Genomic DNA, 15,498 nt, shown 5'->3' with positions numbered 1-15,498 from the left:
TTTTGGTGGTTTTGTCTATTTTTTTCGTGGGTTTGTCTATTTTTTGGAGTACATTGTCTATTTTTTCAATGGTTTTGTCTATTTTAACAATTTCTGTAAATAAAGACATAAAAAAAGAACCCAGCAAACGCTAGGTCCCTCTATTTTATGCTGATTTTTCTTCAGCAACGACTGTCCCGTCTTCTAAAACAAGCTTCGGAACGCTGTTGTTGATGACTGTTTCTTTCGTAATAATACACTTTGTAATATCATCGCGGGAAGGAAGGTCAAACATGACATCGAGCATGATTCCTTCAATGATTGAACGTAATCCACGAGCACCCGTTTTGCGTTCAATCGCTTTTTTCGCGATTTCCGTTAATGCGCCTTCTTCAAATTCTAGCTCAACATCATCAATTTCAAGCATTTTTTGATATTGTTTCACAAGCGCATTCTTTGGTTTTGTTAAAATTTCAATTAATGCCGCCTCGTCCAATTGTTCAAGGCTTGCAATTACTGGAAGACGACCAATAAATTCAGGGATTAAACCAAATCGCAGCAAGTCTTCAGGCAATACCTTTGAAAGCAGCTCTTTTGAAGTAATCTCTGCTTGTTTTGGATCTGCACCAAAACCAATTACTTTTTGTCCTAAACGGCGCTTAATAATCGGTTCAATTCCGTCAAACGCACCACCGCAGATAAATAGAATATTGGTGGTATCAATTTGAATGAATTCTTGATGCGGGTGCTTTCTTCCACCTTGAGGAGGAACACTTGCCACCGTACCTTCAAGAATCTTTAATAATGCCTGCTGCACACCTTCACCGGAAACATCGCGTGTAATCGATGGGTTTTCGGATTTGCGGGCAATTTTATCAATTTCATCGATATAGATAATGCCTTTTTCAGCTTTTTCTACATCATAATCGGCAGCTTGAATTAATTTTAATAAAATATTTTCAACGTCTTCACCGACATAGCCTGCCTCAGTAAGAGAAGTAGCATCAGCGATAGCAAATGGCACATTCAAGATACGAGCTAATGTTTGTGCCAATAGAGTTTTCCCGCTTCCTGTTGGCCCGATCATAGCAATATTACTCTTGGAAAGCTCAACGTCATCAATTTTACTGTTGGAATTGATGCGCTTATAGTGGTTGTAAACGGCTACGGAAAGCGATTTTTTCGCTTGATCCTGACCAATTACATACTCATCAAGAATTTCACAAATTTCCTTTGGTTTTGGAACATCTTTAAATTCTACTTCTTCTTCAGTTCCAAGCTCTTCCTCAACGATTTCTGTGCAAAGCTCGATGCACTCGTCACATATATAAACTCCCGGCCCTGCCACTAGTTTACGGACTTGATCCTGCGTTTTTCCACAGAATGAACATTTTAATTGTCCTTTTTCATCATTAAATTTAAACAACTCTTTCACCCCTTGAAACGTGTTATAACCTTCTTTGAAGCTGGTGGATCATCCAAACAAAAGCCGAGTTCAAACTATTTCTAAAATGGTATGTATTCTGCATTGTAACATATTAGGCCAATGGACTGGAACTAAAATGCTTTATGTTTTGGTTTGTTTGGAGAAACACCAGTTTAAAACATATGTACTCATTAATCTTTGCCATAATTTTTAAAAATAAATCTAAAAGCTCTTTGGAAATTATTAATTCGATATGTAATGTTGAATTTCCTGCCCATTGTTAAAAAGGTTTCCCTGACATAATTATAATATGTAATTGAAAAAATGTATAAAACAAGGCACGATCAAAATCGTGCCTTGCGATTACTTATAAAAATTACTTTTTGTTTTCAACAATAAAGTCGATCGCTTTTTTGAATTTAAGCTCAGCTTTGATGCCTTCTACGCCGCCAAGTGCTTGTTGGATTGCATCAACTGACATGTTGTACATACCAGCCATTTTTTCAAGCTCAGCGTTTACATCTTCGTCATTTGCTTCAAGGTTTTCAGCTTTTGCAATTGCTTCAAGTGTTAAGTTCACTTTCACACGAGTTTGTGCTTCTTCCTTCATTTGTTCGCGAAGAGCCGCTTCGTCTTGACCAGAGAATTGGAAGTAAAGCTCAAGGTTCATGCCTTGCATTTGCAGACGTTGTTCAAATTCTTGAAGCATGCGGTTTACTTCGTTAGAAACCATAACTTCTGGAATTTCAACTTCCGCGTTTTCAGCAGCTTTTTCCACTACTGTGTCACGAAGGTGGTGTTCTGCTTCATGCTTTTTGCTGTCTTCTAAACGAGTTTTGATTTTTTCTTTTAATGCATCTAATGTTTCTACTTCATCGTCAACATCTTTTGCAAACTCGTCATCTAATACAGGAAGCTCTTTGCCTTTGATTTCATGAACAGTTACTTTGAAAGTTGCTGGTTTGCCAGCAAGCTCAGCTGCATGGTATTCTTCAGGGAATGATACTTCTACATCTTTAGATTCGCCAGCTTTAACACCAACTAATTGCTCTTCGAAGCCAGGAATGAAAGATCCTGTTCCAAGTTCTAAAGAGTGGTTTTCAGCTTTGCCGCCTTCGAAAGCTTCGCCATCAACGAATCCTTCAAAGTCGATAACAACTGTATCACCGTTTTCAGCAGCAGTGTCTTCTTTTACAACAAGCTCAGCGTGACGGTTTTGAAGTGTTTCTAATTCTTTTTGAACGTCTTCGTCAGTCACGTTTGTATCTAACGCTTCTACTTCAAGGCCTTTGTATTCGCCTAATGTTACTTCAGGCTTAACTTGAACTGTTGCTTTGAAAATAAGGTCTTTGCCTTTTTCCATTTGTTCGATGTCGATATCAGGACGGTCGATTGGCTCGATTCCTGCTTCGTCGATTGCATTGCCGTATGCTTCTGGAAGAAGAATATCTAATGCGTCTTGGTAAAGTGATTCTACACCGAAACGCTTTTCAAACATACCACGAGGCATTTTTCCTTTACGGAATCCTGGAACGTTTACTTGCTTAACAACTTTTTGGAATGCTTCGTCTAACCCTTTGCTTACTTGTTCAGCACTTACTTCAATTGTAAGGACGCCGCGGTTTCCTTCTAATTTTTCCCATTTTGCTGTCATACCTATTTTCCCTCCAACATCTATTCTCATTTCATTCGTAACGAATTAAGAATCGAAATATGTCTTGTCCAATAAGTCATATTTCCACTTTTTTAATGTAAAATATAATTTTTTACACAATGCAACCCCTACATTATAACACAGGATTGCTGTGTTTCAACACCGTAGGTTATATATTAGGATAAGAAATTTTCTCAATTTGTTCAATTTGGCCTCTAGCTTGCTCTATTTCTTGCAATGTGACTCCATATTCCATCGCTGTTTGAGGTAATTTAGGCTCCATTCCCATGTATTCTTGTGCAAGAATGTAGAAGGTTGCGGCCCAAGCAGAACTGTTCTCAGGTTGCAGCTCAAACGGAAAGCTCATAAAAAAAATTCGTTCTACCAAGGCGATGATATTTTCAAAGAGAACAGGGTCACTGCTTTCAAGTTGATTTTCTAATAGAGCTTTAATTTGGATCATTCTGGGCTGCTGTCTAACGTCTGGCAATTGAGTGGGGATGACTGCGTTTTCTTGTGAGAATTTTGTGATTTTTAATTCTCGATCGATTTCTTGCTCTTTGAGCAGCGTTAACAGAATCGTTTTAAGAAACGGATGCCCTTCTTCTGATGTGAGGTATTCTTCAATCTCAGGAACATAGGGGCGGATATTTTTTTCTGCCAGGTTCGAAATTAGCAGCATTTGTTCATTGAGATTGTTTGATGATAAAAGATTTAGCTGCTGTGGATGGTTTTCCTCCATCTCGGGTTCATTTATGTCCAGTTTGCGATTCTCCGCCATTCTCCGGCTGAATTGGAGGATGGTTAAAAAATGATCATGTTTGTCTAGTGGAATCTCTTTTTCATCTAACAAGGCTTCAATGGTCGAGACGATTTCTTGGTATTCATGGAGTTGGATAAGGATTGTTAAGTAGAGGTCTACCATTTGAAAATAATCTCCAATTCCTTTTAGGAGCATTTCGTTGGCGAGCTTTCTTGCTTTTTTAAAGGATCCTGCCTCGAAATAGGCAAGAGCAAGTCCGATTAGGATGTCGGCATTTTCTGGATCTAGTTCTTTTGCTTCTTCTAAAAGGGTAATGGCTTCTTGATATTTTTTATTACGCAGGCTCTCTAAGCCTTTATCTGTTAATCTTTTTTCAATTCCGGGAAAGAAAATTACATTATCGATTCGTTTCGCTTTTTCCCGTTTTTTCATAAAAATCCGTCCTTTTGCGTGTCTTGGAAAATAGTGTAGCATAAATGAGGCACAAAAAAAACTCACTATCAAAAGTGAGTTAATGTCTGGTATGTAGTATGGCGTCCCAGGAGAGATTCGAACTCCCGACCGACGGCTTAGAAGGCCGTTGCTCTATCCTGCTGAGCTACTGGGACGTATTTAATTATCAGCGACAAGATTTATTATATTATCCTAATATCTAAAAGTCAACGGGTTTTTTACATTTTTTATTTTTATTTTAATTTAAGTTTTCGATATGAAAATTTTAATCGTTCTTAATGACCGGGAACTCGTTTTTCTCGTTTCGCGAGCATTATAAACCTCTCTTAGTGACCGTGGGACAACCTTTTCTTGTTTTACGGGTATTATGAGCCCTTCTTAACGACCATGGGACAACCTTTTCTTAGTTCACGGGCATTAGGAACCCTTCTTAACGACCGTCGAACATCTTTTTCTTGGTTCACGGGCATTAGGAACCCTTCTTAACGACCGTCGAACATCTTTTTCTTGGTTCACGGGCATTAGGAACCCTTCTTAACGACCGTCGAACATCTTTTTCTTGGTTCACGGGCATTAGGAACCCTTCTTAACGACCGTCGAACATCTTTTTCTTGGTTCACGGGCATTATGAACCCTTCTTAACGACCGTCGAGCATCGTTTTCTTGGTTCACGGGCATTATGAACCCCTCTTAACGACCGTGAAACTTATTATTCTTGTTTCACAGGCATTATGAACCCTTCTTAGTGCCCGTGCAAAGCTATTTTCCCCCTGCACGGTCACTACTAGGTTTCAAATCATTTTTGAGGTAATATAAATTCCCGAGAAAGCTCTAAGATCTCCCGCCCATTCATTTCAAACACGGACATTTTTATTTTATCATCCAATAAATCCAAAATAACATAAGTTTTTTCTAGTCGCTCACGGGGAAGACGGATGCTTCCTGGATTTAAGAACAACGTCTCTTTAATCACTTCTGCACCTAAGACGTGCGAGTGTCCAAAGCAGACGATATCAGCATTAACCTCTTGTGCTTTATACTTTAAATTCATCAAAGAAGTTTTTACAGAATATCGATGACCATGGGTAATGAATAACTTTCTGCCGGCAACCTCCGTGGTTGTATCTAATGGGTACCCTCCACCGAAATCACAGTTACCCATTACGGTTAAATAGCCAGACATGGATTGATCATCAGGCATCAATTGTGAATCGCCGCAATGAATCATCAAATCGACTTCATTCAAATGTCTTTCACGTAAAATCTCGAGTTCCTTTGTCAATCCATGACTATCGCTAACAACTAAAACCTTGCTCATGCCTCATTAGCCTTTTCTAAAATACCATCCAGCACATCATCCAGCTTCTTCAGAGCATTTGCCCGGTGGCTGATTTTATTTTTTTCATCTGAAGAAAGCTCAGCCATTGCACGGTCTTTATCAGGGACATAAAAAACGGGATCATAGCCAAAACCATTAGTACCACGTTGCTCTTCTAAAATACGCCCTTCACAAGTGCCTGACACCGTGAAGGTTTCTTGCCCTGGAACTGCCACTGCTAATGCACAATAGAAACGGGCTGTTCGCTCCCCCTCGGGAACGCCTTTTAATTCAGACAGAACTTTTTCTGTATTATTTTGATCGTTCTTTGGCTCTCCCGCATAACGGGCGGAGTAGATTCCTGGTCTGCCTTCTAAGGCATCCACGATCAGGCCTGAATCGTCACCAATCACCATCTTATTTAGCGCCTGTGAAACAGCCTCTGCCTTTAAAATGGCATTTTCTTCGAAGGTTGAACCTGTTTCTTCGACCTCTGGGATTTCCGGAAAATCTAGCAGGGTTTTGACCGAATATCCTCTAGGGGCAAAAATATGCTCAAATTCTCTTGCTTTACCAGGGTTTTTAGTAGCAATAATAACTTCCTTCATATCATTCGCCTCTCATGTTATAAATCTTAATTCTACGGTTAGACCACCAATCAAGAAGACAGTAATATCAACCTTTACCAAAAATGAGTTTACTTCTTTCGCCGGCCCTCAATTTTCTTCGCAATCTCTTCGCCAAGTGCGGTTTTTTGATGTTCAAGCAGCTCCATCAGCCCTTCCTGTGCAGCATGAAGTAATCCTTGCAGCTGTTCATAAGAAAAAGTAGATTCCTCGCCAGTCCCCTGTAATTCGACGAACTCGCCGCTGCCTGTCATTACGACATTCATATCGACGTGGGCCTTGGAATCTTCCGCATAATTCAAGTCGAGAACCGTTTCACCTTTTTGTAAAATTCCAACGCTTGTAGCCGCTAAATAATCGATAATTGGAAACTTTGACATTGACTTTTTCTCGGATAAGCGATTTATTGCGATCGTCATCGCGACAAAAGCCCCTGTTATCGAAGCAGTTCTTGTGCCGCCGTCTGCTTGAATGACGTCGCAATCAATCCAGACCGTTTTCTCGCCAAGAGCACTAAGGTCGACTACAGCTCGAAGTGCTCTACCAATTAAACGCTGAATCTCCATCGTCCGGCCAGTGACCTTTCCTTTTGAGGATTCCCTTATATTTCTCGATTCCGTTGCCCGCGGAAGCATCGAATATTCGGCTGTAATCCAGCCTTTTCCTTCGCCTCTCATAAACGGCGGTACTCGATCTTCGATGCTCGCCGTACAAATTACCTTCGTATTCCCTACTGAAATGAGGACAGATCCTTCGGGATGCATTAAATAGTTTGTTTCAATATGTATTGGCCTTAGCTGTAATGGCTCCCTGCCATCAACACGCATAACATACGCCCCCTTCATTTACGACAATGCCAAATAAAGAAGAGGCGGCCTTAAAAGCCAACCTCTTTCATGGTCACTATATAGTATAACAAAAATTATTTTTTAGAAACTACCTGTATTGACTTTTTCTGGACGAGTTACCGGCTCAGTCAATTTTTTGCCTTGATCATTTTTCAGCTCTGCCTTGCCTTTAACTTGGATGGCCACTTTTTTAACGTCCTTTTGCTCCGTTAATGAAAGCACGAGCGCATTAAGTAATGATTGAGAGATTTCTTTTTCTTCAAAGCTGCCATAAATATTTTCATCAAAGTTCAAAGTCACCTGACCATTGGCCATCTTAGGCGCTTCTAAAAGCTTTACATCAGACATAAACTCAGAGACTAGGTTTGAATTTTCACTAGGCCCTTGAATCAATTCATTCACAACAGCAGTAATGTTATCCTTTTCGCTGGCAGGGACACGGCGGGTTACCGGAACATAGTAATAGGAGCCCTCTTCCTCTCCACCTATGTAATAGACGGTAACAGGCTTGGTATTCGTAATATCCATTACATCCGTTGTATCAATGTTAATACCCGATGCTCTTGAAAGACGCTCGCTGATTGGAGTTCCTTTCACAGGCATTTTCGTAAGCGCCGTTCCATTCATTTTAATAGCCACCGCGTTAACATTATCAAATTGGGTTAAAGTCCATGTGACAGATTGAAGAATTCTTTTCTCATCTTCCGGCTTGTAATTCTTAAATTCTTTTGAAAAATTAACTGAAGCGAGCCCGTCTTTATCAATGTTTACAGAAATGTCTGTATCCTCTGGCAGGACAGCCCGGAAATCATTTGGAAGCATGTCAGTAACAGGGCCATTCACCACTAAGTATTCAAGTGCCTGCTTCGCCACTGAAGCGGTCTTAGGAAGTGCCAGTGTTTGAGGAACGACATAGCCATTTTTATCAATTAAGTATAGTTCTGTTTGAACAGTGTTTTCAGCATTGGCCTTCTTCGCAGCCGCTGTTTCTTTATTTTCTTTTTTATCGACTACCTGTGTTGTTTTTGGCGGGTCAATTTTCTTTTGTGTTTCACCGCCAAACAAGCCGCAGCCAGAAAGCAGCACTGATGAAGTCAGCACCGTTAAACCAAGGATTTTTGCTTTATTTTTAAACAAATTAATTCCCCCCTAAGACTGTTTGTACTAATATGTATACGAGCCTAGGAAAAAATTAGACCGCCTTAGGACAGAAAAAAGAACATCTTTTTAAAATTTTTTTCATACAAAAAGAGCTCCCAAATTGAGAACTCTACAGTTTGATTTTTTTCACTTCATTTATAGGGATTCCCAGCCATTGCGAAGCAATTTTTGAAAAAATCCTCCTTGAACCGGTCGTGTAAAATTCATGCAAAGATTCTTCCTCACATGTTTCCAACAAGCCATTATACTGCAGGATGGCACTGATCTCCCTTGCTGTTTCATCACCGGAACTGATGACACTACAATTGTCACCCATTACATTTTTTATTAATGGTTCCAACAACGGATAATGAGTACAGCCTAAAATTAATGTGTCCAAATTTTGATTTTGGAGCGGCTTTAATGCCTCGTCAACGATTTTCTCAGCAATAGGGCCGTCAAACTCACTGCTCTCTACGAGAGGAACGAATTTTGGGCAGGCCTGGCTGGTCACAAAAAGCCGGCTATTTAGTGATTTGAGTGCCCTTTCATAAGCACCACTTTTGACCGTCCCTTCTGTACCGATAATCCCAACCCGGTAGTTTTTAGTCCGCTTGATGGCTGCCCTTGCTCCTGGGTTAATAACACCAAGAACGGGAATCGATAATTCTTTTCGAATCTCATCAAGAGCTGCCGCCGTTGCCGTGTTACAAGCAATTACAAGCATTTTTATGTTTTTTTCTAGTAAAAAGGTGGTCAATTCCCATGTGAATTTTTTTACTTCTCTGGGTGTCCGGGGACCATACGGGCATCGGGCAGTATCACCCAAATAGATGATTTTCTCATTAGGAAGCTGCCTCATGACCTCTTTGGCAACGGTTAATCCACCCACACCAGAATCGATTACACCAATTGGTTGCTTCAAATTTCTCGCCTCTTTTAACGCATTTCCTGATGAAGTTTCATCAAGCTTTTTTGAAGGAATCGAATTTCTTCCACTGAGAAATCGTCTAATACTTCCTCTAAATACACTTGACGTTTTTTAATGACTTCATCAATAATTCTTTTGCCCTCTTCCAGCAGATGGATCCTGACCACCCGGCGGTCGCTTGGATCCTTTACACGTTCAACTAGAAGATTTTTCTCCATGCGGTCTACAAGATCCGTCGTTGTGCTGCAGGCCAAATACATTTTATTTGAAAGATCACCGATTGTCATATCGCCATCTTCAAATAGCCATTGCAAGGCAACAAATTGCGGAGGGGTAATTTTATAATTGCTTAACATTTCTCTTCCTTTTTGCTTGATGATTCCAGATATATAGCGTAAGTCTTTTTCAATATTGGCAACAATTTCCCCGTTAATTTTTTCAGTATTTTCGAGTTTCATGATCATACACTCCTATAAAAAAGCTTCTCCCTCAAGACAAGAGTATCTATTTAATGATTTTTTTTAAATAGTCTTAATGCTTGTCCTTATTTTCTACTTTTTTCGCTAAAATTTCAAGTTGAAATAATCGAAGAGTTTTTAAACAAAAATAATGAACCGGCCTCCAAAATGGATGCCGGTCATTGTTATAGTTCGAGCTCTCCCATACGAAGGAGCTCTACAACAGCTTGAGAACGCCCCTTTACACCAAGCTTTTGCATGGCATTCGAAATATGGTTTCGAACCGTTTTTTCGCTTATAAAAAGTTCACCAGCGATTTCCTTAGTTGTTTTGTCCTGTACTAACAGTTCGAATACTTCTCTTTCGCGTTTGGTGAGTAATGGCTTGTGAGTATAATCATTCTCCTTCAAGTATTGTGACCCTCCTTGCCTTCGCCAGTTATGCACCGGGGGTGGGTATAAATTTAGTCACCATATCTTATGTGAATAGGGCAAATGGAGTGACTATATTTCTTTAAAGGAAAATAAAATTATATGCCAATTTTTTCATTATTTATGAGTATATTTTTCTGTTGCTCTGTCCATGGAAATCCTTTGCCTGTCTTTTTGGAGATTTGAACAATTGTGCTCCTGCCGACAAAGCCAATCGAACCGTCTTCCCTTTTCCCCAAGTAGTGGATATCGGCAGATGAATTTCCTACGGATTCTGCTTTAACATAGATCTTTAATTGTTCATCAAAGTAGATCTGTTTTAAAAAATCACATTGGAGGTCCGCTACCACGGGAATTGTCTTACTTTCCGGCCGTGTCCAGCTTTGCATAAATCCGATCGATTTTAAAAATTCAACTCGCGCTTCCTCAAAATAGATGAATGGTACGGTGTTGTTGAGGTGTCCAAACATATCTGTTTCGGAAAATCGAACCTTGACGGGTAAATAAAATTCAAATTCCTGCTCCCATTTATCAAAATCATCTATGTATATTGCTTTTCCCATTTAGTTGGTCCCCTTTTGTACGAATGAATGACTATTCATTTTATTATAGATTCTTTTATTAGAATTTGAAACTGCAAAATAAAAACCCCTTAATAATTAGGAGTTTTTCAGCTTCGCATAAATAATATACCTTTTCGGGGCATTCCCTACATATCGAAATGGGTAACAGGTCGTGAGTATTAATTCTTCCTTCTCGTGCTGCAAGGTAATTATGCTGGTATCATCGGATTTAACAATTTTGGTATGGGTAATTTCATAGGTATAGTTTCCAAATGGCATTTGCATTTTCAGGGAGTCGCCAATTTTCAATTCACCTAACCGGCGGAAAACCGTGTCCCTGTGTCCAGATAAAACAATTTGCCCCTTATCTCCGGGAAAAAATGAGCCTTTATAATGGCCGACACCTTTTTCAAGATCATCCGGGTCTGTGCCCTCCACGATCGCTAACTCTGCTTTAATTTTGGGAATGACTAAAAGACCGGCCGTTTCCCCCATCTTTGGCGCATTATGTTTTTGCTGCTGCACTTCTGCACTAGCAGGCTGGTCGAGCACCATCTCCTTTGCCTCTTTTAGAGACGCCTTTGTTTGGAGTTTGACATCAATATATTGCCAGGCACCGATGCCTAAAAGAACGAGACCGATAAAAATGATGAACAACGGAAATTTTGCTTTCACGTTAGGGATACCTGCCTATTTTAAAAGGTATTTTCATATTTACAAGTATAACAAAGATTTCAATCTTAAAAACAGAAAAACCTTCTTTCCAAAATTGAAAAGAAGGTTAATAAAGCAAATTTATTGATGGTCGCTTCCGAAGAATCTTCTGAATGATTGAATCGTTGTATCACGGTTCAACGCTGCAATTGAAGTAGTCAATGGAATACCTTTCGGGCAGGATTGAACGCAGTTTTGCGAGTTACCACAGTTTACAAGTCCACCATCACCCATAATCGCTTCCAAACGCTCAGCCTTATTCATTGCGCCTGTTGGATGGGCGTTGAAGAGACGAACCTGTGATAATGGCTGTGCACCGATAAAGTCGGATTTACTGTTAACATTCGGGCAGGCCTCTAAACATACACCGCATGTCATACATTTTGAAAGCTCATAGGCCCACTGACGCTTATTTTCTGGCATACGTGGTCCAGGACCTAAGTCGTACGTTCCATCGATCGGAATCCACGCTTTTACTTTCTTTAAGGCATCAAACATTCTGCTGCGGTCAACCTGAAGGTCCCGGACAACAGGGAAAGTTCTCATTGGCGCTAAACGGATTGGCTGTTCCAATTGATCAACAAGAGCGGAACAGGATTGGCGCGGCTTGCCATTGATAATCATTGAACAAGCACCGCAAACTTCCTCTAAACAGTTCATATCCCAAGTGATTGGGGTAGTAGCTTTTCCACTAGCATCAACAGGATTTTTACGAATTTCCATTAACGCAGAAATAACGTTCATATTCGGACGATAAGGGACTTCAAAAGTCTCCTCATACGGAGCGGCATTTTCGCTATCCTGACGTTGGATAATAAATTTTACCATTTTCTTTTCAGACATTTATTCCTACTCCCCTTTCATTAATGCTTTGTAGTGTAATCGCGCTTCCGTGGCTTAATCAAGGATACATCGATGTCCTCATAATGGAAAGCAGGAGCAGATTTAGAATCAACAAATTTAGCCATTGTTGTTTTCATGAATTCCTCATCATTACGCTCTGGGAAATCCGGCTTGTAATGAGCACCACGGCTTTCATTACGATTGTAAGCACCAAGGGTGATAACACGAGCCATTTGCAGCATGTTTTGTAATTGACGTGTGAAGGCTGCACCTTGGTTGCTCCATTTAGATGTATCATTAATGTTAATATTTTGGTAGCGCTCCATGAGCTCTTGAATCTTTTCATCTGTTTTTAACAGCTTGTCATTGTAACGAACAACGGTTACATTATCAGTCATCCATTCACCAAGCTCTTTATGAAGAACGTAAGCATTTTCCGTTCCATTTAAAGACATGATCGAATTCCACTTTTCTTCCTGTTCTTTCACATGACGATCGAAGACAGAAGAAGAAACAGCATCGGAACTCTTTTCTAGTCCATTGATATATTTAACAGCATTTGGTCCTGCAACCATTCCGCCGTAAACGGCTGAAAGAAGGGAGTTTGCTCCAAGACGGTTAGCGCCGTGCTGTGAATAATCACACTCACCTGCTGCAAACAGACCTTTGATATTAGTCATTTGGTCATAATCAACCCATAGTCCGCCCATTGAATAGTGAACCGCAGGGAAAATTTTCATCGGTACTTTACGTGGATTATCACCCATGAATTTTTCATAAATCTCGATGATTCCACCTAGTTTAATATCCAATTCGTGTGGATCCTTGTGGGAAAGATCAAGGAAAACTGTATTTTCGCCGTTAACTCCCAATTTTTGATTTACACACACGTCAAAAATTTCACGTGTTGCGATATCACGTGGTACAAGGTTTCCGTAAGCAGGATATTTTTCCTCTAGGAAGTACCATGGCTTACCATCTTTATAAGTCCAAACCCGTCCACCTTCACCACGTGCAGATTCACTCATGAGGCGAAGCTTGTCATCGCCAGGAATAGCAGTAGGATGAATTTGGATCATTTCACCGTTCGCATAATAAACACCTTGCTGATACACGATAGATGCAGCAGAACCAGTGTTAATGACAGAGTTAGTAGACTTTCCAAAAATAATCCCAGGTCCACCTGATGCCATAATGACTGCATCAGCGGCAAATGAACGGATTTCCATTGTTTTTAGGTCTTGAGCAACAATCCCGCGGCAAGTGCCTTCGTCATCGATCACTGTTCCCAAGAATTCCCAGCCCTCGTACTTTGTTACTAATCCATCTACTTCATGACGACGAACCTGCTCGTCCAATGCGTAAAGAAGCTGCTGACCAGTTGTTGCACCGGCAAACGCTGTACGGTGGTGCTGAGTACCGCCGAAACGACGGAAGTCTAAAAGTCCTTCAGGAGTACGGTTAAACATAACTCCCATCCGGTCAAATAAATTGATGATTCCAGGTGCAGCATCGCACATTGCCTTAACAGGCGGTTGGTTTGCTAAGAAATCTCCGCCATAAATGGTATCGTCAAAGTGAATCCACGGGGAGTCACCTTCACCTTTAGTATTTACTGCTCCATTAATACCGCCTTGGGCACAAACAGAGTGAGAGCGTTTCACAGGAACAAGCGAAAACAATTCTACTGGTGTTCCGGATTCCGCTACCTTAATTGCTGCCATTAAGCCTGCTAAACCGCCGCCGACTATGGCTACCTTACCTTTACTCATTTGACTCACTCCCTTAATCCAAAATCCAATTATTTTTTCCGATCAATCGTAATTGTGAACTATTATACAAATGCTAACAAAGTCGAAATTCCAACATAAGAAAGTGCTAAGAAAATCACGAGTGTCACATATGTAGCAATGACTTGTGAACGTGGCGATACAGTGATGCCCCAGCTAACCATGAATGACCATAATCCATTGGCAAAGTGGAAAATTGCTGAAATAATCCCAACAACATAAAATCCAAACATGAATGGTGATGAAAGAATATCCTGCATCATTTGAAAATTAACTTCATGTCCAAAAGCGGCAGCAACACGGGTCTCCCATACATGCCAAGCAATAAAGATCAGCGTAATGACGCCTGTGATACGTTGCAGCAAGAACATCCAGTTTCTGAAGAATCCGAATCTGCTAGTATTATTTTTGGCAGTAAAAGCAATATAAAGCCCATAAATTGCATGAAATAACAATGGTAAATAAATAATTACTGTCTCTAAGACATAGCGAAAAGGAAGACCCCCCATAAAGTTCGCAGCCTTATTGAAAGACTCGACTCCCACTGTTGCATAATGGTTAACTACTAGGTGCTGCATGAGAAAGATCCCGATAGGAATAACTCCCAGCAATGAATGCAATCTCCGATTAAAAAACTCTCGATTACTCGCCATACATTTACCCCCTTTTAATTTGTAAAAATGATGTTAAGTTCTTTCCTTTTTTCATTCCTTTTTAAAGAATATGTAACCTAGCACCATTGTGACAATAATGTGACATGTCCATTTTACTCCCATCATCATAGAGCGTCAAGAAACCGGATACACAAATCTTTGGTAAAAAATAAAGTTTTTAAAATATATTGATATTATAATAGAATGAAAGCGCATTCATTTTGTGGTGGTTTTTTTTGAAAAATAATCTAGATTTTTACATTCAAATTACCAACATCTTACGGTTGGAATATAAAATTTTTAGGAAATAATAATTATGATAGTAAACGAGTGATGATATAGCAAAATAACAAAAAATCCCTTCAAAATGTAAGCCCTATTTTATAAAAACGGTACTGAATTGTAACATAGTTTGTATATAATAGAATGATAGAAAGAGGGGAAACAAGTGAAAGATAGTACAGTCGTTGAACTCAAGCAACCTATAGAAGAACCAAGAACCATATCCACCTTCGGTTATGAACTGATCCGAGAAGTTCTTTTGCCTGAGATTTTAGGAAAAGATACGCCAGAAATTTTATATTGGGCCGGCAAACGGCTAGCACGTAAATTTCCTTTATCCGATTATGCTCAAATGGTTGAATTTTTTGCCAATGCTTCCTGGGGACAGTTAACCATCAATCATGAAAATAAAAATGAGATAGAATTTGAACTATCAAGTCCACTTCTGGTATCACGAGTCAAATCAAAGGCAGAAAACTTTTTTCAGCTGGAAGCCGGATTCCTTGCACAGCAAATCGAGCTGCAAAAGGAAGCCATAGCCGAAACCTTTGAACATCCAGTCAAAAAATCTAACACCGTCCGCTTCACTGTCAAATGGGATAAGAAAGATCCAATTTAAATAGTGA

The 15,498-nt window shown here is 39.9% G+C and carries 16 protein-coding genes and 1 tRNA gene; 1 reads left to right on the top strand and 16 read right to left on the bottom strand.

From position 1 onward, the window contains the following. Positions 1-145 precede the first annotated feature (145 nt). The 16 genes from clpX to AC59HZ_RS01010 all read right to left on the bottom strand — a co-directional run bounded on the left by clpX (position 146) and on the right by AC59HZ_RS01010 (position 14,590). Positions 146-1,405 carry an ATP-dependent protease ATP-binding subunit ClpX gene (gene clpX / locus AC59HZ_RS01085; RefSeq protein ID WP_496544073.1) on the bottom strand — a complete coding sequence of 420 codons (1,260 nt, stop codon included), beginning with the start codon at positions 1,403-1,405 and terminating at the stop codon, positions 146-148. Between the two features lie 376 nt (positions 1,406-1,781). Beyond that, a complete protein-coding gene (gene tig / locus AC59HZ_RS01080; RefSeq protein WP_496544072.1) occupies positions 1,782-3,059 on the bottom strand; it encodes a trigger factor in 1,278 nt (425 codons plus the stop codon). Between the two features lie 169 nt (positions 3,060-3,228). Beyond that, positions 3,229-4,254: a tetratricopeptide repeat protein gene (locus tag AC59HZ_RS01075; protein WP_496544071.1), complete on the bottom strand. Its 1,026-nt coding sequence runs from the start codon at positions 4,252-4,254 to the stop codon at positions 3,229-3,231. A gap of 99 nt (positions 4,255-4,353) precedes the next feature. Further along, positions 4,354-4,430: transfer RNA gene (locus tag AC59HZ_RS01070), tRNA-Arg, on the bottom strand. Positions 4,431-5,071: 641 nt separating this feature from the next. Then, a complete protein-coding gene (locus AC59HZ_RS01065; protein ID WP_496544070.1) occupies positions 5,072-5,593 on the bottom strand; it encodes a metallophosphoesterase family protein in 522 nt (173 codons plus the stop codon). Then, a complete protein-coding gene (locus AC59HZ_RS01060; RefSeq protein WP_496544069.1) occupies positions 5,590-6,201 on the bottom strand; it encodes an XTP/dITP diphosphatase in 612 nt (203 codons plus the stop codon). Before AC59HZ_RS01060 ends, AC59HZ_RS01065 begins: the two co-directional genes overlap by 4 nt. Positions 6,202-6,290: 89 nt before the next feature. Beyond that, positions 6,291-7,046: a ribonuclease PH gene (rph, locus tag AC59HZ_RS01055; RefSeq protein ID WP_496544068.1), complete on the bottom strand. Its 756-nt coding sequence runs from the start codon at positions 7,044-7,046 to the stop codon at positions 6,291-6,293. 102 nt (positions 7,047-7,148) lie between these two features. After that, positions 7,149-8,204, bottom strand: coding sequence for a GerMN domain-containing protein (locus AC59HZ_RS01050; protein ID WP_496544067.1), 1,056 nt, complete (start codon positions 8,202-8,204; stop codon positions 7,149-7,151). 133 nt (positions 8,205-8,337) lie between these two features. Beyond that, on the bottom strand, positions 8,338-9,132 hold the full coding sequence (gene racE, locus AC59HZ_RS01045; RefSeq protein ID WP_430066709.1) for a glutamate racemase: 795 nt from the start codon (positions 9,130-9,132) through the stop codon (positions 8,338-8,340). A gap of 14 nt (positions 9,133-9,146) precedes the next feature. Continuing rightward, positions 9,147-9,596 (bottom strand): MarR family winged helix-turn-helix transcriptional regulator, encoded by a 450-nt coding sequence (locus tag AC59HZ_RS01040; protein ID WP_496544066.1) that lies wholly within the window; start codon positions 9,594-9,596, stop codon positions 9,147-9,149. Positions 9,597-9,781: 185 nt separating this feature from the next. Next, complete coding sequence (gerE, locus tag AC59HZ_RS01035; RefSeq protein ID WP_026572264.1) at positions 9,782-10,006, bottom strand: spore germination transcription factor GerE; 225 nt, start codon at positions 10,004-10,006, stop codon at positions 9,782-9,784. A gap of 119 nt (positions 10,007-10,125) precedes the next feature. Then, complete coding sequence (locus AC59HZ_RS01030) at positions 10,126-10,590, bottom strand: acyl-CoA thioesterase (protein WP_496544065.1); 465 nt, start codon at positions 10,588-10,590, stop codon at positions 10,126-10,128. Positions 10,591-10,686: 96 nt separating this feature from the next. Further along, positions 10,687-11,265, bottom strand: coding sequence for a class D sortase, LPxTATN-specific (gene srtD / locus AC59HZ_RS01025; protein WP_496544064.1), 579 nt, complete (start codon positions 11,263-11,265; stop codon positions 10,687-10,689). Positions 11,266-11,385: 120 nt separating this feature from the next. Next, positions 11,386-12,147: a succinate dehydrogenase iron-sulfur subunit gene (gene sdhB / locus AC59HZ_RS01020; RefSeq protein WP_430066713.1), complete on the bottom strand. Its 762-nt coding sequence runs from the start codon at positions 12,145-12,147 to the stop codon at positions 11,386-11,388. Positions 12,148-12,167: 20 nt separating this feature from the next. Continuing rightward, on the bottom strand, positions 12,168-13,919 hold the full coding sequence (gene sdhA / locus AC59HZ_RS01015) for a succinate dehydrogenase flavoprotein subunit (protein ID WP_496544063.1): 1,752 nt from the start codon (positions 13,917-13,919) through the stop codon (positions 12,168-12,170). 62 nt (positions 13,920-13,981) lie between these two features. After that, positions 13,982-14,590 (bottom strand): succinate dehydrogenase cytochrome b558 subunit, encoded by a 609-nt coding sequence (locus AC59HZ_RS01010; RefSeq protein WP_496544062.1) that lies wholly within the window; start codon positions 14,588-14,590, stop codon positions 13,982-13,984. A 448-nt stretch (positions 14,591-15,038) separates the two neighbouring features. Here AC59HZ_RS01010 and AC59HZ_RS01005 point away from each other — a divergent pair, with 448 nt between their 5' ends. Next, positions 15,039-15,491, top strand: a complete 453-nt coding sequence (locus tag AC59HZ_RS01005) for a YslB family protein (RefSeq protein ID WP_496544061.1) — start codon at positions 15,039-15,041, stop codon at positions 15,489-15,491. Positions 15,492-15,498 lie beyond the last annotated feature (7 nt).

The sequence above is a fragment of the Neobacillus sp. DZ-9 genome, assembly GCF_059587065.1.
Note: the sequence above shows the minus strand (reverse complement) of the source record. Positions and strands in the feature narration are given on the sequence as shown.